Genomic DNA, 21,837 nt, shown 5'->3' with positions numbered 1-21,837 from the left:
GATCAAAAGATCGCAGCCTGCGGCAGCTCCTACAGGGGGGCGCGGTGTTTTGGGCGCAACTATGGTTAAATGCCGCCCCCTCAAAATTGCCGACCCCGACCGATGAACGCCGACGCCCTCGCCACCCTCAACGAACACTTGCTGACCGCCCTGGCGGCCGCCCCCGCCGAAACCCGTCGCCTGTTTCACGGGCGTGGCCGTTGCTGGCCGGGGCTGGAGCAATTGACTGTCGACTGGTTGCAGGGCGTGGTGCTGGTGGCGCTGTTCAAGGAGCCCGAAGCGGCGCAACTGGACGCGCTGAAAGCGCGTCTGATGGACATCACGCAATCATCGGAATGGGCGCAATCCGGTGCGCACGCCTTGCTGCTGCAACATCGCTACCTGCTGCAAAGCACCACTGAATGGCTGCAGGGGGAGGAAATCGACGAGCTGACGATTACCGAGGGCGGTCTGAAATATAGGGTGGATCTGGGCCGCAAGCAAAACACCGGGCTGTTTCTCGACATGCGTTACGGCCGCGACTGGGTGCGGGCCAATGCCGAAGGCAAGCGGGTGTTGAACCTGTTCGCCTACACCTGCGGCTTCTCGGTGGCGGCCATCGAGGGCGGCGCGACCCACGTGGTCAACCTGGACATGTCCAGCCCGGCCCTGAGCCGTGGCCGTGACAATCACCGCCTCAATGGCCACGACCTCGGCAAGGTCACGTTCCTCGGCCACGACCTGTTCAAGTCCTGGGGCAAAGTCATCGGCAAAGGCCCGTACGATCTGGTGATCATCGACCCTCCATCGTTTCAGAAAGGCAGTTTTCTGCTGACCAAGGACTACCAGCGCGTATTGCGTCGCCTGCCGGAACTGCTCAGCCCAGAGGGCACGGTGCTGGCGTGCATGAACGACCCGGCGTTCGGGGCGGATTTCCTCATTGACGGCGTGACCCGCGAAGCGCCGGGCCTGCGATTTGAGCAACGACTGGACAATCCGCCGGAGTTTCCGGATGCGGATGTCGAGTGTGGGTTGAAGGCGTTGGTGTTCAAGTTGGCAATGTAGGAGCTGTCGCACGCTGCGATCTTTTGATCTTGATTCAACCCGGCTGCAGCACCAACGCAAACAACTCGCCATGCCCGTTCACATTGAGCTTGTGATAGAGATTGCGCCGATGCACCTTCACCGTCTCCGGTGAAATGCCCATTTTCTGGGCGATGGCTTTACTGGAAAAGCCCTGGAGAATCAGCCGCGCCGTTTCGACTTCGCGCACGGAAAGTCGCGCGTCGAAGCGGTCCAGCAGCGTCGCCAGATCACCCGCCACAGCCTCGACGACCGGCCCTTCCGGCGGTTGCAGTTGCTGGTGTCGGCGCATGGCGGCCAGCACCCAGTCGCGCACGCACAGCAGGCGACCCTGCTCTTCGAGGCTGAAGCGAGTGGAGCGTCCCAGGGACAAACCGAGCACCGCTCCATCGATGTTAAGCATGAACTGCAACTCGTCGCCGCCGACCACCGAGCGGAAGTAGCTGAGGTAGTACTCGCTCTGCTGGAACTGGTCGGGTGCCACCGATTCGAGGCTGTGCAAGCCGTCGTTTATGCCGGCGCAAACGGCCAGATAAAACGGATCGAGCAGGTACATGCCGGCACGGTAATCCGCCAGTTCCTCGTGCTCGTGGGCGCTGCCACGGGAGTCGAAATCGATCAGCAGTCGCGGCACCCTTCCCGCCTGCATCACCGCGACCAGCGCATTGTCCAACGGCACCAGCAGACGCAAGGTATCGACCAGCGCACGCCAGAATGCGTCCTGCCCCACCGCCGCAAATACCCGCGCCAGCCCCTGGTGAACCGGCAACTCTTTCAACAACGCGTCCACGCACTACCCCTTTCGAGTAACCCATGATGGGAATGGGTGACAGCCACCCCGGTCGATACGCTGCAAGCTCCTGATTATCACCGGCCGCAGCAGGCCAGGAGTGCCGCATCATGAGTTGTCACCGCTTGTATTTCAATCTGGGGTTTGGCGCCTGTCTGGCGACCTGGATGATGGCCGCCGCCGCGAATGAGCCTACTGTGCATGTCTACAACTGGTTCGATTACATCGGCCCGACCACCCTCAAGGACTTCCAGCGCGACACCGGGATCAAGCCTGTTTACGACACCTTCGACAGCGGCGAAGTCCTGGAAGCCAAGTTGATGACTGGCCATAGCGGTTACGACGTCGTCGTCGCCAGTAACTTCATTCTGCCCGCCCTGATCAAGGCCGGCGCCTTGCAAAAACTCGATCGCAGCCAGTTGTCCAACCTGAAGCACATCGACCCGGTGCTCCTGGAAAAACTGCGCGCGAACGACCCGGACAATCAGTACGCCGTACCTTACCTGTGGGGCACCGATGGCATTGGCTACAACGTTGACAAGGTCCGCGAAGCGCTCGGTGATCAGGCACCGGTGAACTCCTGGGACCTGTTGTTCAAAGAAGAGAACCTGGCCAAGCTCAGTCAATGTGGCGTAGGGATTCTGGACGCGCCCGCCGAGATCATGCCGATCGCCCTGCACTACCTTGGCCTGCCGCCCAACAGCAGCAACCCCGATGACTACAAAAAAGCCGAAGCGCTGCTGCTCAAACTGCGCCCGCACATCACCTACTTCAATTCGTCGAAGATCCAGACCGACCTGGCCAACGGTGATATCTGTGTGGCCCTGACGTGGTCCGGAACCGTGTTCGGTGCCAAGCAAGCCGCCACCGAAGCCGCCAAGGGCGTGAACATCGAATACAGCATCCCCGTCGAAGGTGCACCGCTGTGGTCCGACAATCTGGTCATGGTCAAGGACGGCAGCAACCCCGAACAGGGTCTGGCCTTCATCAACTATCTGCTGCGCCCCGAAGTCATCGCACCCGCTACACAACTGGCGCTCACCGCCAATGCCAACCTGGACGCGACAGCGCTGCTTTCGCCCGAAGTGCTCGATTACCCGAACATCTACCCCACCGCCGAAGTGGTCGCCAGGTTGTTCACCTTGCAACCGCAGCCCCATGCGATCGAACGCCTGCGCACACGCGCCTGGAGCACCATCAAAAACGGTCAATAACCCACGTCCCCTGTAGGAGCTGCCGCAGGCTGCGATCTTTTGACTTTGATTTTTAGAAGCAAGATCAACAGATCGCAGCCTTCGGCAGCGCCTACAGGTGACAGTCCATATTGAAGAAGAGAGAAACGATGAAACCACGTGCCCGCGACTTGAATATCCAGTTTGGCCAACTGCAACCCGGCCCCCTCAATGCCATCACCGATGTGCCCGGCGTACGGGTCGGCCACAGCAATGTGCGAGGCCGCACCACCAAGGGCCGCGACATTCTGACCGGCGTCACGGTCATCGAACCGCGTGCCGGTTCCACCAGCCAGCAACCGTGTTTTGCCGGGGTTCATGTGCTCAATGGCAACGGCGATGCCACGGGTCTGGAGTGGATTCGCGAAGCGGGCCTGCTGACCAGCCCGATTGCCTTCACCAACACCCATAGCCTGGGTGTGGTGCGGGATGCATTGATCGTACTCGACCGCGAACAGCAACCGGACGATGGCCGGCTCTACTGGAACATGCCGGTGGTGCTGGAGACCTTCGACGGTTTGCTCAACGACATCAACGGCTTCCATGTGAAGGTCGAGCACGTGGCCGAAGCCCTGCTCACGGCGGTGGGCGGCCCGGTGACCGAGGGCAATGTCGGCGGCGGCAGTGGCATGATCTGCCATGAATTCAAGGGCGGCATCGGCACCGCTTCGCGGCGGCTGAACAGTGCCCAGGGCGGCTGGACCGTTGGCGCCATCGTCCAGGCCAACCATGGCATCCGAAACGAGCTGCGTGTGGATGGCTACCCGGTCGGGCGCTACATGGAACAGGTCGACTCGCCGTTTCTCAAGGCTTCGTTGCCGCATCCGGGCATGGGCTCGATCGTGGTCTGCCTGGCCACCGACGCGCCGTTGCTGCCTCATCAATGCACGCGCCTGGCGCAGCGCGCCAGCCTCGGCCTGGCCCGTACCGGCGGTGGCAATGAGGACCACAGCGGCGACATCTTCATCGCTTTTTCCACCGGCAACCAGCACGTGCCACCGGCGGCGTATGAAAGCAAAAAAGCACCGACCACCGACAACCTGAGCATGGTCAACAACGATCACATCAGCGAGTTGTTCCTGGCGGCCACCGAAGCGGTGGAAGAAGCGATCATCAACGCCTTGCTGGCCGCCGAAACGACCGAAGGTAACGGGCACGCGGTGCCGGGAATGGATGCCGAGACGCTGCTGAACGCCATGTACAAGGCCGGTTGGCCGGGTGATCAAACGCGCAGAAGCTGACAATTGTGGGGGGATTCGACTAGCGGTACTTGAGGCCGAACCCCCAACTTCCTACGATGAATCTACGCAGCCGCTTGCTTAGGCAAACCGTTGCGTAGGTGGTGAGTGTACTGAACCCCTATCAAGCTCACCGCCTGCTTCATGCGCATCTTGAGCCTCAATGGCTCCATTTCTCCCCATCCAAGAGCTTTGAGGCTCTTTTTTAACCATGCGAAATCCAATCCACGCACCAACACAATTCCCTGTGGGAGCGGGCTTGCCCGCGATAGCGATGTTTCAGTCACATTGAGGCTGAATGTACCGACGCCATCGCGGGCAAGCCCGCTCCCACAGAGATTTTCATGGGCTGTCGACATCGGTGATCGAGCGCCAGGCTGCCTCTGCCAGCATCCCCCGATACATCTTCGGACTGCCTTTGACCCGGCCCGACAACCAGGCGCGGCAGTAGCTTTCGGCCTGGCCGATGATCAGTGACAACAGCAACTCACGGGGAACGGCACCCAGATCATCTCCCCGTGCCGACAGCCACTCCAGAAGTTGCAGATTGCGCACCTTGTTGCGGCTGACGAGTTCGTCCTTGAACGGCCCCTTGGTGACAGCAAATCGCGCGTGATACTGAAAGCGTGCCCACTCGGGCTGGCTATCGACCCAATCCACATAACTGTGCACCAGCGCATGCACGCCCGCTTGCGTGGTGTCGGCTTCGGCCAGGTAACTGTCACGCAATCTGGCCTGATCATCCAGCGCGGTGAAAAACAACGCAGCCACCAGACCTTCCTTGTTACCGAAGTGGTGGTAAATCGCGCCCACGCTGGTATCGCATTCGGCGCGGATCATCTCGATGGTCGTGGCCTCGATCCCCTGCTCGTTGAAGAGGCCAAGGGCCTTGCGAAAAATATCGCGCTTGAGTTCGGCACGGCGCCCGGGGTAGCAGCGCTCCAGCAAATCCGATGTTTCCATACTCAACACAGACCCAAAATATCAACGTAAAAGGCAGGCGCTGGCCTGCGGCGAAGTGGCGCTAGGTTGACAGATTTCGCGCCTACAGAATACTGTTCCGCCACAGAACAATATTCTGTTACGGAACAACATTCTGCAATCAACCCATCAGTGAGGCTTCAATATGAGTCAGTTTCTCAGCATGTTCACCAGCGCAGGCCCGCAAGCCTTCAGCCAAATGGCCTGCCAGGTGGCGCCGTACTTCAGCACCATCAACCCGTTGGTCACCGATTTGCGCAAGGACTTCGCGCGTGTGCAGGTGCCGTTCGCCAAGGAGATCACCAACCATCTGGGCACCGTTCATGCGATTGCGATGTGCAACGCCGCCGAACTGGCAGCCGGGATGATGACCGACGTGTCGATTCCTTCAGGCGCACGCTGGATTCCCAAAGGCATGACCGTGGAATACCTGGCCAAGGCCAAAAGCGATGTAACGGCGGTGGCGGATGGAGAGGCGGTGGACTGGACCACCGAAGGCGACAAGATTGTACCGGTGGACATTCACGACGCCGAGGGCAAGAAGGTGTTCACGGCGCGAATCACCATGAATGTGAAGCTGTCTTAAACGCTGACCTGTGTCGATCACACAAACCCTGTAGGAGCTGCCGCAGGCTGCGATCTTTTGACGTTGATGTTGGCGATTTCCCCGCTGACCGTCGGGGAAAAGATCAAGATCAACAGATCGCAGCCTGCGGCAGCTCCTACACCAGGCGCAATCGAGGTCCGGCCGTTGGCACCGCGTCGTCCCCCAACCGCTCCCGAACAAACTCACTGGCCTTGCGCGTCAGTTGATCCAGATGCCGGTCACGCTGCTTTTCCGCATCGGTCATTGCCCGCTTGCCGTGTTTTTGCAGCAGATAGGTATGAATCTGCCGCACCTCCAGCGAGCTGTAGATCGATGCCACATCCAGCAGCGCCATCAGGCCATCGCTGCCGTGGTCGCGGGTGTTCATCAACACTTGGGTAGCGCGCACACCGACCACCTGAAATCCCATCGATTCGAAATACGGCACCTTGCCCACCGCGCAGGTCAGCTCGGCATGCGGGTAGCGGCCGACCATCTCGCGCAGCATTTTGCGCGCAACGCCCTGACGCCGATGGCTGGCGTGCACCGCCATGTACGCCACGCCGCACGCCTCGGGATCGTCCTTGACGGGAAGGTAGAGCAAGAATCCGATGACGGTGTCAGGCTCGTCCGGATCAGTGGCGACGATCAGTTCCACATCAATCCCTTTCGCCCCGTTCAAAGCCTCCAGATACAGGTGAACCTCGTAGCCGATCGCGTACTGGTAAACGTTGTACAACAGGTTGCTCGGCGGGATGGCGACCATGCTGATGTCGGTCAGGTTGTCGACCACCATCTGCAGGATCTGGCTGTTGATGTGCTCGGGGCACGGGGTTTTGAAGTGGGTGATCTGGGGCATTGCAGGGGCTGACTCCGGGGTGGCGGTGTGGCGGGCTGCCTATCATAACGCGCGGCTGTCGCATTGCCCGCATGAGACGCATCTGCTTGCTCCTGACTCATGAGCAGGGAACATAACTGTATAGCCAAAATACGCAAAAACATTCTGCGAACGGACGGGTCACTGAATGGATAGGCCGCTGAAAAGACGCTGGCACGCCCATACGCAGAGGAACCAAACCGATGGACAACGGCAACCCGAAGACACTTTCCAGACGGACCTTCCTGATTTTGGGCGTGGTGACCTCCACCGTCGTGGTGCTTCCACCATTCATCAGCGCCCGAGCGTTCGCCGCCAACGCTTCGCGCCCGGTCAAGGCCAAGTTGACCATCGAAGTGAATGGCCAGCAGCAGGAACTGGACCTCGACACCCGCACCACCCTGCTCGATGCCTTGCGCGAAACCCTGCACCTGACCGGCACCAAGAAAGGCTGCGACCATGGCCAGTGTGGCGCGTGCACGGTGATTGCCGATGGTCGACGAATCAATTCCTGCCTGACCCTGGCAGTCATGCACGAGGGTGGGAAAATCACCACCATCGAGGGCCTTGGCATGCCTGAAAAGCTGCACCCGATGCAGGCTGCGTTCATCAAGCATGATGGATATCAATGCGGCTACTGCACGCCGGGGCAAATTTGTTCGGCGGTCGCGGTACTGGAAGAAATCCGCGCCGGTATTCCCAGTCACGCCAGCGCGAGCTTGACCGAGTCACCCAAGCTGATCGCCAGCGAACTTCAGGAGCGTATGAGCGGCAACATCTGCCGCTGCGGTGCCTACTCCAACATCATCGAAGCGATCACTGAAGTCGCGGAGGCCAGCGTATGAGGCCCTTTACTTATCTTCGCGCCAAATCCCCGGCCGAAGCCGCCGCACTGGCTGCACAGGTCAATGATTCGCGGTTCATTGGCGGCGGCACCAATCTGCTGGATCTGATGAAGCTGGAGATCGAGACGCCAACGCACTTGATCGACGTCAATGGCCTTGCTCTGGACCGCATCGACGCCACACCCGAAGGCGGCTTGAGAATTGGAGCACTGGTCCGAAATACCGACCTGGCCGCCGACGCCCGCATCCGCAAGGACTATGGGCTGCTGTCCCGCGCCCTCCTCGCCGGCGCCTCGGGCCAGCTACGCAACATGGCGACGACGGCCGGCAACCTGCTGCAACGCACCCGCTGCCCCTACTTTTATGACACCAACCAGGCCTGCAACAAACGCCAGCCCGGCAGCGGCTGCGCGGCCATTGGCGGGGTCAGCCGCCAACTGGGCATCATTGGCGTCAGCGATGCGTGCATCGCCACCCATCCCAGTGACATGGCCGTGGCCATGCGCGCCCTCGATGCCCAAGTGGAAACCGTGCGCCCGGACGGCACCACGCGCAGTCTCGCGCTGACGGATTTGCACCGATTGCCCGGCACCACGCCCAACATTGAAACCACCCTGACACCCCACGAACTGATCACCGCCGTGACCTTGCCGGCGCCGATTGGCGGCTCACAGATTTACCAGAAAGTGCGTGATCGTTCGTCCTACGCATTCGCGCTGGTTTCCATTGCCGCTGTGATCCACAAAGACGGCACCGGCCGTATCGCACTGGGCGGAGTGGCACATAAACCATGGCGCGTGGAAGCGGCTGAATCGGCGCTGCCCCAGGGCGCAAAAGCGCTGACCGATCAACTGCTCGCCGGCGCCACACCGACCCATGACAACGCATTCAAGCTGATACTGGTCGAGCGCACGCTCGCCTCGGTCATGGCGCAAGCGAGGGCTCAAGCATGAAGTTCGAGACACCGGCCACGACCAATCCCATCGACCAGCAAAAGATCATCGGCCACCCGACGCCCCGGGTCGAAGGGCCATTGAAGACCACAGGCCAGGCTGCGTACGCTTACGAGCACCATGCCGTGCTACCGAATCAGGCCTATGGCGTGGTGCTCGGTTCGGCCATCGCCAAGGGCCGCATCGCTTCCATGGATGTGGAGGCTGCGCAGGCCGCGCCGGGCGTGATCGCAATTGTCACCGCCGCCAATGCGGGCAAGCTTGGCAAAGGCAAATACAACACCGCGAAGCTGCTCGCCGGCCCGGACATCCAGCACTATCACCAGGCCGTAGCGTTGGTGGTGGCCGACACCTTCGAACAGGCCAGGGCCGCTGCGCAATTGATCAATATCAAGTACATCCGCACTGACGGCGCGTTCGATCTCGCCAGCGTCCGCGATACAGGCGTGGAGTCCAAGGATCAGATGGCCGATACCCTTCACGGGGACTTTTCCGCCGCGTTCAGCGCAGCGCCGGTGCAACTGGACGCGACTTACACCACCCCCGATCAGGCCCACGCCATGATGGAACCCTTCGCCTCAATGGCGGCTTGGCAAGGTGAGCGGTTGACACTCTGGACCGCCAATCAAATGATCGATTGGTCGGTCAGCGACGTGGCGACCACCCTCGGTGTGTCGAAGCAAAATGTGCACTTGATATCGCCCTACATCGGTGGCGGCTTCGGCGGAAAATTGTTTGTGCGCGCCGACGCCATACTCGCCGCCCTCGGCGCGCGTATGGCTGGCAGGCCGGTGAAGGTGGCACTTGCGCGGCCACAGATTTTCAACAACTGCACGCACCGCCCGGCGACCATTCAACGCATCCGTATTGGCACCACACCGGACGGTAAAATCACCGCCATGGCCCATGAAGGCTGGTCCGGTGATTTGCCGGGCGGCAAAGTCGAACTCGCGGCGCAACCGAGCAAACTGCTGTACGCCGGGGAAAACCGCCGAGTGACGATGCGCCTTTGCACCCTCGACCTGCCGGAAGGCAATGCCATGCGCGCGCCCGGCGAAGCACCCGGCATGATGGCGCTGGAAATCGCCATGGACGAAATGGCCGAGAAGCTGGAACTCGACCCCATCGATTTTCGCATCCTCAACGACACCCAGGTCGACCCCGTGAACACCAAACGGCCTTTTTCCAAGCGCCAGATGATCGAATGCCTGCGCACCGGCGCGGACCATTTCGGCTGGGGTCAGCGGCATGCGCAACCAGGCACGCAACGCGATGGCCGTTGGCTGATCGGCATGGGCGTCGCGGTCGCCTTCCGCAACAACCTGCTGGTGAAGTCCGGGGCGCGCGTTCGGCTCGATGACCAGGGAACGGTGACTGTGGAAACCGACATGACCGATATTGGCACAGGCAGCTACACCATCATTGCCCAGACGGCGGCCGAGATGATGGGCGTGACCCTCGACAAGGTGGTTGTGCGTTTGGGGGATTCGAGTTTTCCGGTGTCGTCCGGTTCTGGCGGGCAATTCGGCGGTAACTGCTCGACGGCGGGGGTTTACGCTGCGTGTGTCAAATTGCGCGAGGCAGTCGCGCAGCGCCTTGGCATGAATGTGGACGAGGCAATATTTGCTGACGGTCAAGTGCACTCGGGCGCACAACGAGTGCCGCTGCAAGACGCTGCCCGAAAGGGAGAACTGGTCGCCGAAGACTCGATCGAGTTCGGTGATTTGAGCAAGCAGTACCAGCAATCCACCTTCGGCGCGCACTTTGTCGAAGTGGCGGTCGACAGCGCCACCGGAGAAACCCGCTTACGCCGGATGCTCGCGGTGTGTGCCGCCGGGCGCATTCTCAACCCGACTTCGGCGCGCAGCCAAGTAATCGGCGCGATGACCATGGGCGTCGGCGCGGCGTTGATGGAAGCGCTGGCAGTCGACAAGCGAATGGGATTTTTCGTCAATCACGACCTGGCCGGATACGAGGTGCCGGTGCATGCCGACATCCCCCATCAAGAGGTGATTTTCCTCGACGAGACCGACCCGATCTCATCGCCAATGAAAGCCAAGGGAGTCGGCGAGTTGGGCATCTGCGGCGTCAGCGCGGCCATCGCCAATGCGGTCTACAACGCAACGGGGATTCGCGTTCGCGAATACCCCATCACGCTGGACAAGCTGCTGGATAAATTGCCGCCGATGATTTGAATCTCTGCTTTTGCAGGAGCGAGCCTTGCCCGCGAGAATGTTGACACCGCTCAACTGGCAGACCGCGTCATCGTTCTTCTTGGGCAAGCCTCGCTTCGACAGTCGTACTCTTGGGATTAGCCACTAGAATCAGGAGGAGCCTATGAAGAGACCTCATGAATGCTGCGGGAAAACGCCAATGATCTGCTCGCCTTCCTGGCGGTGGCGCGGGAGCGAAGCTTTACCAAGGCTGCCGGCAAACTGGGGGTTTCCCAGTCGGCGCTGAGCCATACCATTCGGGGTCTGGAAGCGCGTTTAGGGCTGCGCCTGCTGACACGCACCACTCGCAGCGTTTCCCCCACCGAAGCCGGTCAGCAATTGCTGGAAACCATCGGCCCGCACTTTGAAGAGATCGAGATCGGCCTCGCGGCGCTGAGCAACCTGCGCGATACGCCCGCTGGCCACATCCGCATCAACGCCATGGATCACGCGCTGGAATTCATCCTCTGGCCCGTCCTTAAACCGTTTTTGGCCAAGTACCCGGACATCTCGGTGGAGGTTTGCTGTGACTATGGCTTTGTCGACATAGCCGCCCAGGGCTTCGATGCCGGAGTACGCCTCGGCGAAGACGTGGCGCAAGGCATGATCGCCACTCGGGTCGGGCCGGATATGCGCATGGCGGTGGTGGGTTCGCCGGCGTACTTTAACGATCGCTCACCGCCTATCACGCCGCGCGACTTGACCGATCACCAGTGCAATAACCTGCGATTGTCCACCAATGGCGGCTTGTATGCCTGGGAGTTCCAGAAAGGTGAGGAAAGCCTCAAGGCAAGGGTTTCTGGCCAGGTGACGTTCAATGGGGTGTATCAGTTGCTCAATGCGGCGCTGGACGGTTTTGGATTGAGTTACATCCCCGAAGACCTGGTTGCGCCGCACATCGCCGATGGCCGTTTGGTTCAGGTGCTTGAGGATTGGTGCCCGCTGTTTGCCGGGTTTCACCTTTATTACCCGAGTCGTCGACAGGCATCGCCGGCGTTCGCGTTGTTGCTGGAGGCGCTGCGGTATCGGGGGTGAAAAAGAGCCTGTTCCAAATGCAACAGATCGCTGCCTTCAGCAGCGCCTAAAGCGTGTGCGCATTTCAATGTAGGAGCTGCAGAAGGCTGCGATCTTTTGACTTTAATAATGCCTCTCACTTACTTTCACGCTAGCAAACTTAGGCACAACCACGAAACGACGGGTGAAACTAACCCAATGAAATCAGGGCATTTTCCCCAAAAACGAGGAATATCCCCCAACATCCGTCCCAGCAATCTCGAAACATTCCGAAACAACTAACTAAAAAGTCTGAACTTTTTTATCGACCCAAGGTCATGGCCCGACAGTTGCACCACCCCTTGTACCGCAGCATCTGCTGTCCCCAGCGGGGGATGGCGGGTTTCGCCAAATTGGCATGACGCGAGGGGACAAAAATGAAAGTCGCTGCACCACCGCTCATTTCACTCCGGTTTTTACGGGGGCCGGGTATGGCCTCTGTGTTGCTGATAACCGCCAGCCTGGCCTCGGTCAGTGCGGCACCGCTGGATGACGTCAACCAACCGCCTCCAACGGACCCTTCGGCTTACAGCAATCCAGCCGCCGACCCGGTGGCGGCCGCGGCGGCACTGGAAGCCTTGAAAACCTTGCCCGAAGCCAACCAGGGCTCGCTGGCCCTGCCCAACGGGGTTTTTGGCGACCGCGACACGCCACGGGCCGACAACGTGCTGCCGCCTGCCGCGCAGACCTCGTTCAATTTCCCCACCAACGGCAAACCCAGTCCCTTGTTCGGGGCACTGCCGTTCACCCAGCAACTGCTGCTGTTCGAAGAGTTCGGCACAGAAAAACTCGACCCGACCCTTCCGGCACCGCCCCTGACCTTCCCCGTCCCTACCGTCGGCCCGGCCCCGCAGCAAGACCCCAACAGCGTGGCTCGGAGCGCTCCTTCCAGTGCCGCGCTGGATGCCTTCATGCGCCAGCCGGGGATCTATCCATTCCCGTCGCAGTTTTCCAACGTACTGGATCGCAACCCATGGAAGTCACAGATCGAAGCGTTCCTGAACCGCCAGCCTGTGGGTTCGCCGGCCGAGGGACGGCCACCAGGAAAAGGCTGGTCGCATCAACGCTGGAACGAATTCTTCCCGCAGGTCGGGTACAAAACCGTGCAAGTGGGTGCGCGGCTCAATAGCGGCCAACGCGACCGTCGGCAATTGCACAACTACGCTGCCGGCGAATTCGGGCTCGGCGGGCTTTACTACCAGACCTCGGACATCCCGACCACGACGGGCACCACCAAAGGTATCGACACACGCTTCCACCCCAATTTCCCGCTGCAAAATCACAACTCGCTGTGGACTTTCGACGGCACCTTTCCGCCCAAATTACTGATGGTCCGCTACGGCCAACCGGTGCTGATGCGGCACTACAACGCCCTGCCGATCGACCCTGCAGCCAACGCCGGTTTCGGCCTGCACACCATCAGTACCCACGAGCATAACGGCCACTCCCCGGCCGAAAGCGACGGCTATGCCAACGCGTTTTTCTTTCCGGGGCAGTACTACGATTATCGCTGGCCGATGCAACTGGCGGGCTATGACACCATCAACACCGACGCCCATGATCCGCGTGCGGCGTTCCCCTGTTCACCGGGTGAGAAACTGTTCGTCAACGACGCCAGCCCCGGCCTCAAGACTTGCGAAAACGGCACCATCAGGATTCGCGGCGACTGGCGCGAAACCATGAGTACTCACTGGTTCCACGACCACATGCTCGATTTCACCGCGCAGAACGTCTACAAGGGCAACGCGGTGATGATGAACTACTACAGCGCTCTGGACCGTGGTAACGAAGCCCTTGAAGACGGCGTCAACCTGCGCCTGCCCAGTGGCTCGGCGCTGCCTTGGGGCAACCGCGACTACGACGTCAACCTGGTGGTCGCCGACAAGGCCTGGGATGACAATGGTCAGCTGTGGTTCAACCCGTTCAACACCGATGGCTTCCTTGGCGATCAGATCCTGGTCAACTGGCAATACCAGCCGCGCCTGAAAGTGCGGGCGCGCAGCTACCGTTTCCGAATTCTCAACGGCTCGGTGTCGCGCTACTTCAAGCTGGCGCTGGTGCGTGAAGTCGCCGGCAACAGTGGCGAGTTCCCCGGGCCTGCCGGTTCCGGGGTGTCCTACAACCGAGTGCCGTTCCACATGATCGGCAACGACGGCAACCTCATGGCACACACGGTGCCCTTCGACGGCAGCATGGACCTGGACGGCGACGGCGACGTGCAAGACCACAACGCCATCCTGCCGACCCAGGGCATTGCCGAACGCTACGACATCATCGTCAACTTCGCGAAAAACGGCATCCAGCCCGGTGACAAGCTGTACTTCGTCAACGTGCTGGAACACAAGACCGGCAAGGGTCCGGAGAAAAACGAACTGAGCCTGGCAGACGTGCTGTCCGAGAAGTACAAAGCGGTGATCAAGCAAACCAGCAAAGGCCCGCAATGGGACAAGGGCGACCCGACGGTGGGCAAGTTCATGCAGTTGCTGGTGCAGCCTTACACCGGTCAGGACGTGAGCATGAACCCGGTGGACTACGAACCGGCGAAACCGGGCAAGCCAGCCGGTAAAACCATGATCCCGCTGACGCTTGATCGCGATGATCCGGCGGTCCAGGCCAAACTCAAAGTGGCACGGCATCGCGAGTTTATTTTCGGGCGTTCCGATGGCACCGATGAAGCACCCTGGACCATCAAGACCGACGGCGGGTTTGGCTACAACATGGACCCACGGCGACTCAGCGCTGCCCCGCAACTGGCCAACGGCCCGACGGATGCCGGGTTCTCCGGCGACGGCACGCTCGAAGTGTGGAAAATCAAGAACGGCGGCAACGGCTGGAACCACCCAGTGCACGTGCACTTCGAGGAAGGCATCATCCTCAGCCGCGACGGCAAGGCACCACCGGAATGGGAAAAATGGGCGCGCAAGGACGTGTATCGCATTGGCGAAGGCATCGACAGCTCGGTGGATGTCGAAATGGCGATCCACTTCCGCGAGTTCGCCGGCACGTACATGGAGCACTGCCACAACACCCAGCACGAGGACAATTCGATGCTGTTGCGTTGGGATGTCGAGCATCCGGGGCAGTTCCAGTTGATGCCTACGCCCTTGCCCGGCTGGGATGGTGTCACCTACGTGAACTCTGCGGCGCTGCCAACCTTCCGTACCGGTGGCAAAGATGACGACGACCAGGGCAATAACAAAAAACCCGTGGCCAACCCTGACAGCGCCATCAGCAGCAACGGTCAGCCGTTGACCATCAATGTGCTGGCCAACGACACTGATCCGGACGGCAATCTGCCGCTCAAAGTGGTGGGGCTGACCCAACCGGACTCCGGCCTGGGCACGGTCACTACCGACGGCGTGCGTGTGTTCTATACGCCACCGTCCATCGTCCCGGCACCGTTCACGGCGACCTTCAACTACAACGCCAGCGACGCCAAGAACGCGGTCTCGGAGAAACCGGCAACGGTGTCCGTGGCCGTCTCCGCGGCGGCGGTCAACGAGGATTTGGTGGTCACCAGCGCCACCGTCACCGTGCGCAGCAATAACCGCTTCACTTGGGACATAGCCGGGACCACCTCGCGAGCGGCAGGCAATGCGATCACCGTCACGGCTTCAACCACCGGTGGCACGCTCAACCTGGGCACGGCGACACTCACCCCGATCGGCACCGGAGCGCGCTGGCGGCTGTCGGTCACCACCACCGGCGATGGCCCTGCACCGAGCCCGACCGTCACCATCCGCTCGGCGTTCGGGCAGACGACGACGGCGCAGATCGGCGCGCACTGAGGTAGCTTCGATTGGCGCCCGGCTCATGCAATGTGGACCGCGCGCCAATTGATTACGGAACAATGGGTCCGAAGAGAGCGGAACGCCGGCCCATTTTTCTTCAATCACGCCTGGCATAAAGTCGCCTCCAGTCACTTATTGGAGGTCACCATGAATCACTCAACCCTGCTGTCGAACATCCAGATCGGCCCACACGCCCTCACCCACCGCGTCGTCATGGCGCCCCTGACCCGCATGCGCTCCGAGCCCGGCGATCTGCCTGGCGCCTTGATGGCCGAGTACTACTCGCAACGGGCCACCGAAGGCGGCCTGATCATTTCTGAAGCCACCGTCGTGTCCACCACCGGCAACGGCTACCTCGGCTCGCCCGGCCTGTATAACGATGCGCAAATCCCGGGCTGGAAAGCCATCACCGAGGCCGTTCACGCCAAGGGTGGAAAGATTTTCCTGCAACTGTTCCATGCCGGTCGCCAGTCCCACAGCGACATGCAGCCAAACGGCGCGCAACCGGTTGCACCTTCGCAAGTCGATTACGACGGCGTGGCCTACACCGCCAGCGGCTGGGTGGCGAGCACTCCGCACCGCGCCCTCGGCGTAGCGGAAGTCGAAGCGCTGGTCGAAGACTTCCGCAGTGCCGCGCAACGGGGTCTCGAAGCCGGTTTCGACGGCGTGGAAATCCACGGCGCCAACGGTTACCTGATCGACCAGTTCCTGCAGGACGGCAGCAACCGCCGCACCGACGCCTACGGCGGCACCATCGCCAAGCGCGCACGTTTTTTGATGGACATCACCAACGCCGTGATTTCGGTCTGGGGCAATCAACGCGTTGCTGTGCGCCTCGGCCCAAGCGGTAACTTCGGCGGCATGAAGGACAGCGACCCGGAAGCCCTGTTCGTCTACGTCGCGCAGCAACTGGCGCCGTTGAACCTGGCCTATCTGCACTTGATCGAACCGCGTGTGCTGGGCAACTCGCTTGATGAGACCAAGGACCAGAACCCGGTGGCCGCGCAGTTGATCCGTCGTCATTACAGCGGGCCGATCATCGCTGCCGGCGGCTTCACGGCGGCGTCTGCCGAGCAGATTCTGCAAGCGGGTGATGCTGACCTCGTGGCCTTCGGTCGCGACTTCATCGCCAACCCGGATTTGCCGGAGCGCATCCGCCACAACCTGCCACTCAATGCTTATGACCGTGACACCTTTTACGGTGGCACCGAGGTTGGGTTCACTGATTATCCGTTCTACCAGCAGAGCGCCTGAGTTTTTGCCTGACATGTAAAAGCAAAAGATCGCAGCCTGCGGCAGCCCCTACATCGACCTTTGTAGGAGCTGCCGCAGACTGCGATCTTTTGACCTTGATTTTGATCCTGCCATCATTCTTTGCAATTCCCCCGCCCGCCTCTACTCTGCGTTAACCCCTCCCTGCATTGAGCACACCTCTCATGATGGACAGCCTCAGCGGTATCACGGCCTTCATTCAGGTGGCCGAAACCCGCAGCTTTACCGAAGCCGGCCGCCTGCTGGAAATCTCTTCGTCTGCCGTGGGCAAGAGTGTGGCGCGCATGGAGGAACGTCTCGGCGTGCGGCTGTTCCATCGCAGCACTCGCAGCGTGACGCTGACCACCGAAGGCGAACTGTTCCTGGACCGCTGCAAACGCATCCTCAGCGAAGTCGAAGCGGCGCAAATGGAGCTGCTGGATTTGTCCGCCAACCCACGGGGCAAGGTGCGCATCAGCGTGCCGATCCAGAACGTGTTGATCATGCCGGTGCTGGCCGGGTTCATGCGTGCCTACCCGGACATCGAGCTGGACGTGGACATGTCCGACCGCATGGTGGACGTGATCGAAGAAGGGTTCGATGCCGTCATTCGCACCGGCGCGCCGCAAGACTCGCGGCTGATGGCGCGCAAGTTGGGTGGCTATCAATTGCAACTGGTGGCATCGCCGGATTACCTGAAAAAGCACGGCGAACTGACGCACCCGGACGACTTGATCCGCCACGTTTGCCTGCTGCACAAGTTTCCGGCCACCGGGATGATCGAGCGCTGGCCGCTGCGAGTCGGCGACACGCACATCGAGCCGAATCTGTCGAAGGCCTTGACCTGCACCACGATGGACCCGCTGACGTACCTGGCGATCGATGGCGTGGGGATTGCCTGCCTGCCGGATTTCTCAATCCGCCAGCCACTGGCCGACGGCAGGCTGAAAGTGGTGCTGGAGGACTACACCGACCACACCGGCAACCTGTGGATGCTCTGGCCGGCATCGAAACAGACCGCACCGAGGCTGCGGGTGTTGATCGACTACTTCAAGGACCACATTCTCAAGGTTTGAACTAAGCATTGAAGTTCGTACACGGCAGATGGAAATTTCTGAAGGCAAGGTCAGAAATGCGTTCCCCAATGAACCATTTCGGAACGGTCCTACACGCCTTCAGACATTGAATTGTTAGGCTGTCGGCGCCTATGACTCGCCGGCCATCTAAACAGCAAATTTAGGGCGTCCCGGCGTTTTTCCGCCGTATTTTTGCTTAAGGATGAGTGTATGTACGCGCTAGCCGACACTGCGCAATTCGAGCTGCAAATTCCCTCGGTCGACCACCGATTCAAAGTCCTGGGGTTCGAGGGCACTGAAGCCATCAGCTGTCTGTATGCGATCAATATTCAATTGGTCAGCGAGGACCGTGATTTTCCCCTTGAGACATTACTGGGCCAACCCGCCTTCCTCCGGTTCGGACTGAATGGCGAAGGCCTGCATGGCTTCATCGAAAATGCCTCCATCGCAGCAAGTGACAAGCGGCTGACCCATTACGGGCTCACCCTGGTGCCTGCGTTGCATTATTTGCAGTTCAGCTATAACCAGAGGATTTTCCAGAACCTGAGCGTGCCGCAAATCATCGCCCAAGTGCTCGAAAGCCACGGCATTTTGTCCAATAGCTACAGCTTTAATGTCCGCGAGAGCTCAGTTCGCGAGTACTGCACACAATACGATGAAAGCGATTTCTTATTCATACAACGCCTGAGCGCCGAGGACGGCATCGCGTGGCACCATCAGCACTCGCCGGACGGCCATCTGTTGGCACTCACCGACAATCAAGTCTATTTCCCCTCACTGGGTGATACGCCGTACCGGCAAGACAGCGCCATGGTCGCCGATCATCCGGTGATCAATCTGTTCACCCAGTATTTCAACACCCGCACCAGTACGGTGACCGGGCGCAAATACAACTTCATGAAGCCGAGCCTGCTGTACGAAAACCAAGCCAGGGTCGACAACGTCCGCAGGCTGGAGGACTACCGCTACCCGATGCTGATGAAGGAACCGGACCAACACGGCAAGGTGCTAGCCCGACAGGCACTGGAACGTCATCGCTGTGACTACGACCTGGTTAAAGGCAGGAGCGATCAACCGACGCTACGCAGTGGCCATCTGTTCAACCTGACCGAGCATCCCCGCAAGAAATGCAACGATCGGTGGCTCCTGTTGAGCGTGAGCCACACGGGTAAACAACCGCAATGCCTGGAAGAAACGATCACCGAGCCACTCCCTGGAGATGAGTTCACCCAAGGCTACCGCAACACGTTCAGCGCGATTCCCAAGGATGTGTTCTACCGGCCACCGTTGCTGCCGCAGAAAAGGATACTGGTCAGTCAAAGCGCACGCGTTACCGGCCCACCCGGTGAAGAAATTTATGTTGATGAACATGGTCGGGTGAAAGTCGAGTTGCATTGGGACAGAGCCGGATTCAAGAGTGAAAAGAGCAGCTGCTGGCTGCGTGTTGCCACTGGCTGGGCGGGTGAAGGCTTTGGTGCCGTGACCATTCCACGTGTCGGCATGGAAGTCGTCGTGACCTACTACGAAGGCAATCCGGATTTACCAATGATCAGCGGATGCGTAATCAACACCCGGACGCCAGCGCCCTACCCGTTGCCGGCGCACAAAACCAAAACCGTCCTGCGCAGCCAAAGCTCACCCCGCACAGGTGGTTTCAACGAACTGATGATCGAAGATCGCGCCGGCCAGGAAAAGGTCTACCTGCGCGCCGAGCGCGACCTGGAGCAGTTGATCCGCAACGACAGCAACACCACCATCAACAACGATCGCAATGAACAGATCGCTCGCAACAGTTCCAGCCTGATCAAAGGTGACGAATCGCACACGACCCAAGGCCAACGCGACAGCGTGATTGGCGGTAGCGAGGTCGTGTCCATCACTGACAAAAGCAGCACGACCGTCGGTAACGCCTGGGTGGTTAAAGCAGGCAGCCACGCGCACCTCACGGCCACTCATGTGGTGATCAATGCAGGCATGAGTTTGACCATCAATGTCGGTGGGCAACACATCGTCATCAACCCGGCTGGCATTTACAGCAGTGTGCCGCTCGAAGTAGGCGGCAAGCCCTTGCTGGGTCTAGCGCCGCTTCAAGCGCTTGAAGCACAGGCACTCGCTGAACAGCCCGTCATTGCCCCGACGCAGGCTGCCTTGATGGCGGCGACGAAAGCAAAAAGTGCGGACTTCTGCCCGATTTGCGAAGTCTGCAAAAACGGATTTTGCCTGCCGCAAGGAGCGACAGCATGATGATCGACACCCCTCGACAATGGATGGCTGACCAACTAAAACTCGACCGCTGGCCCTGCCTGATACTCGACTCCGAAGGTGAACGCGATGCCCGCCAGGCGTTTCTTGAAAACTTCGACCTTGAACGCTATCGCGGCGTGTACAGCGACACGCAAGTCACGGAACTGGCGGATGCGGGTCCCTTCATTTTTATCCTCGACAACCCCCAGGACCCGCGACTAAACCCACTGTTCAAGGTGCCTGAACGCAATTGGGGCTGGCTTGCCAGTATTCAAAAAAACGACTTGCCCGTTCTGGTTCAGCACTGGCGTGACCGGCTGATTATCGGCACGCGACCTAACCAGGGGTTGTATCGTTTCCACGATAACTGCGTCTTGACTCGTGCCCTGGCGCACCTACCGGCGCAAGCCCTTCCCGCGTATTTAGGCCCGACGATTAGCGCGTGTTATTGGCAGGGTTCTCAATGGGACGTCACCGAAAATCCCGCACCCGGCCAATACCCTGCGCCTGCTGAACCGGCCTGGCTGAACATCCCGTCACCGATGAGTCAGTCGATAGATATGCGTCTTACAAATGTATATCGACATCTCTTGGCCGAGCACAGCGATGCCATGGCAAGTCTGTGCGCCGCTCAGGAACCGAAAGTCTGGCTTGAGAAACGAATCTTACAAGCGCACGCATGGGGATGGCATGCCCCTGAGCAGGCGCACTTTCTGGTTTTGCTGGAGCTGTATAAAACCAAACCGCCGATCATCAGTCACTGGCAGCCGCGTGAAAGAGAAACGCCGCTGGCTCACTTCGAGCGTCTTTTTGACGAAGTGAAGTTCTGGTCCGGGGAGCAGCCGATATGACGGGATTAAACGGATTGATGCGTTGTATTTATCGTTACTTGGTTATTGCAACCGGGGTTTGTGTGATGGGTGGTTGTTCGACAGTGCCCACGGAGAGTTTTACTTTTCAGGCAGATATGCCGGAGAACTTCGAAATAGATGGAACCGCTCATTATGTGGCGGTGCCAGGACAGACATGCAACTTCTCATCCGACAAACAACGTAAAGACGCAGAACGTTTGTTTTTAAGAACCCCACAACCCAAGGCTGCGCACCGGGTTGAGTTCACGGTGCCGCTGACGGCCAAGGCGCATGGCTGCTCAATGATTTTAAGAAGTCTTGGGCTGGGGTTTGAGGGGCAATGGGGTCGACGGGATCAGGACAAAGGAATGCAATATGGTGGTATTTCCATCCTCGATGAGCCCTCGGAGAATGCTGGTTCTTTTCCCGCGTCAGGAGCGTTGGTATTTCAAGGGCAATGCCAATGGTTTTTCCGCACGTCTGGCCCCTACCGCTACATCAAGAAAATCCCGCAATGCCGTGCCCTCGATGTTGATGGCAATGTGAAAAAGAGGCTGATTGGTGGAGCTGTGCAGCGTGAACAGTTAGCGGGGAAGACCGTGAAGTTGATATTGACTATGGCAAATGAAGAAGAACCTTATTATGGGCGAACATGGATAAAAACACCTGCTGGCTGGAAACCCTGTATCGAAACCAAGGAAGCATTCTGGTGTAGAAATCCACCTGAATTTACAAATTTCAAAACGCGTGATGGCCGCGTTTGCACCGTCTACCCAAATTGCACCGAATAAGGA

The 21,837-nt window shown here is 59.7% G+C and carries 17 protein-coding genes; 14 read left to right on the top strand and 3 right to left on the bottom strand.

Features of this window, described 5'->3' with window-relative positions; genetic code table 11:
* The first annotated feature begins 102 nt into the window (after positions 1–102).
* Entirely contained in the window at positions 103–1,044 is a 942-nt protein-coding gene (locus tag KUF73_RS24205) for a class I SAM-dependent methyltransferase (protein WP_218440522.1), read from the top strand.
* 34 nt (positions 1,045–1,078) lie between these two features.
* On the opposite strand, the gene KUF73_RS24200 is transcribed toward KUF73_RS24205, so the two are convergent.
* Complete coding sequence (locus tag KUF73_RS24200; protein WP_218440521.1) at positions 1,079–1,852, bottom strand: helix-turn-helix transcriptional regulator; 774 nt, start codon at positions 1,850–1,852, stop codon at positions 1,079–1,081.
* A gap of 110 nt (positions 1,853–1,962) precedes the next feature.
* Here KUF73_RS24200 and KUF73_RS24195 point away from each other — a divergent pair, with 110 nt between their 5' ends.
* Together KUF73_RS24195 and KUF73_RS24190 are read left to right on the top strand one after the other, a co-directional pair.
* Positions 1,963–3,066, top strand: a complete 1,104-nt coding sequence (locus tag KUF73_RS24195; RefSeq protein ID WP_218440520.1) for a polyamine ABC transporter substrate-binding protein — start codon at positions 1,963–1,965, stop codon at positions 3,064–3,066.
* Positions 3,067–3,194: 128 nt separating this feature from the next.
* On the top strand, positions 3,195–4,325 hold the full coding sequence (locus KUF73_RS24190; protein ID WP_218440519.1) for a P1 family peptidase: 1,131 nt from the start codon (positions 3,195–3,197) through the stop codon (positions 4,323–4,325).
* A 339-nt stretch (positions 4,326–4,664) separates the two neighbouring features.
* On the opposite strand, the gene KUF73_RS24185 is transcribed toward KUF73_RS24190, so the two are convergent.
* A complete protein-coding gene (locus KUF73_RS24185) occupies positions 4,665–5,285 on the bottom strand; it encodes a TetR/AcrR family transcriptional regulator (protein ID WP_218440518.1) in 621 nt (206 codons plus the stop codon).
* 163 nt (positions 5,286–5,448) lie between these two features.
* On the opposite strand from KUF73_RS24185, the gene KUF73_RS24180 reads away from it, so the two are divergent.
* Entirely contained in the window at positions 5,449–5,889 is a 441-nt protein-coding gene (locus KUF73_RS24180) for a hotdog fold domain-containing protein (protein WP_218440517.1), read from the top strand.
* A 136-nt stretch (positions 5,890–6,025) separates the two neighbouring features.
* On the opposite strand, the gene KUF73_RS24175 is transcribed toward KUF73_RS24180, so the two are convergent.
* Positions 6,026–6,748 (bottom strand): GNAT family N-acetyltransferase, encoded by a 723-nt coding sequence (locus tag KUF73_RS24175; protein ID WP_218440516.1) that lies wholly within the window; start codon positions 6,746–6,748, stop codon positions 6,026–6,028.
* Between the two features lie 221 nt (positions 6,749–6,969).
* On the opposite strand from KUF73_RS24175, the gene paoA reads away from it, so the two are divergent.
* From paoA to KUF73_RS24125, 10 genes are all read left to right on the top strand, one after another.
* Positions 6,970–7,611: an aldehyde dehydrogenase iron-sulfur subunit PaoA gene (gene paoA, locus KUF73_RS24170; RefSeq protein ID WP_218440515.1), complete on the top strand. Its 642-nt coding sequence runs from the start codon at positions 6,970–6,972 to the stop codon at positions 7,609–7,611.
* Positions 7,608–8,564, top strand: a complete 957-nt coding sequence (locus KUF73_RS24165) for a xanthine dehydrogenase family protein subunit M (protein ID WP_218440514.1) — start codon at positions 7,608–7,610, stop codon at positions 8,562–8,564. The genes paoA and KUF73_RS24165 overlap by 4 nt, the downstream gene beginning before the upstream one ends.
* Entirely contained in the window at positions 8,561–10,759 is a 2,199-nt protein-coding gene (gene paoC, locus KUF73_RS24160) for an aldehyde oxidoreductase molybdenum-binding subunit PaoC (RefSeq protein ID WP_218440513.1), read from the top strand. The genes KUF73_RS24165 and paoC overlap by 4 nt, the downstream gene beginning before the upstream one ends.
* A 159-nt stretch (positions 10,760–10,918) precedes the next feature.
* A complete protein-coding gene (locus tag KUF73_RS24155; RefSeq protein WP_218440512.1) occupies positions 10,919–11,812 on the top strand; it encodes a LysR family transcriptional regulator in 894 nt (297 codons plus the stop codon).
* 395 nt (positions 11,813–12,207) lie between these two features.
* Positions 12,208–15,618 (top strand): Ig-like domain-containing protein, encoded by a 3,411-nt coding sequence (locus KUF73_RS24150; RefSeq protein ID WP_218440511.1) that lies wholly within the window; start codon positions 12,208–12,210, stop codon positions 15,616–15,618.
* Between the two features lie 150 nt (positions 15,619–15,768).
* Positions 15,769–16,875: an alkene reductase gene (locus KUF73_RS24145; protein WP_218440510.1), complete on the top strand. Its 1,107-nt coding sequence runs from the start codon at positions 15,769–15,771 to the stop codon at positions 16,873–16,875.
* Between the two features lie 185 nt (positions 16,876–17,060).
* Positions 17,061–17,948, top strand: a complete 888-nt coding sequence (locus KUF73_RS24140) for a LysR substrate-binding domain-containing protein (protein ID WP_218440531.1) — start codon at positions 17,061–17,063, stop codon at positions 17,946–17,948.
* Between the two features lie 210 nt (positions 17,949–18,158).
* Positions 18,159–20,192 carry a type VI secretion system tip protein TssI/VgrG gene (gene tssI / locus KUF73_RS24135; protein ID WP_218440509.1) on the top strand — a complete coding sequence of 678 codons (2,034 nt, stop codon included), beginning with the start codon at positions 18,159–18,161 and terminating at the stop codon, positions 20,190–20,192.
* Entirely contained in the window at positions 20,189–21,043 is an 855-nt protein-coding gene (locus KUF73_RS24130) for a DUF4123 domain-containing protein (RefSeq protein ID WP_218440508.1), read from the top strand. Before tssI ends, KUF73_RS24130 begins: the two co-directional genes overlap by 4 nt.
* Positions 21,040–21,834, top strand: a complete 795-nt coding sequence (locus KUF73_RS24125; protein WP_256345683.1) for a hypothetical protein — start codon at positions 21,040–21,042, stop codon at positions 21,832–21,834. The genes KUF73_RS24130 and KUF73_RS24125 overlap by 4 nt, the downstream gene beginning before the upstream one ends.
* Positions 21,835–21,837: the final 3 nt, after the last annotated feature.

This window comes from Pseudomonas sp. PD9R, assembly GCF_019200975.1.
Lineage (GTDB): Bacteria > Pseudomonadota > Gammaproteobacteria > Pseudomonadales > Pseudomonadaceae > Aquipseudomonas.
Note: the sequence above shows the minus strand (reverse complement) of the source record. Positions and strands in the feature narration are given on the sequence as shown.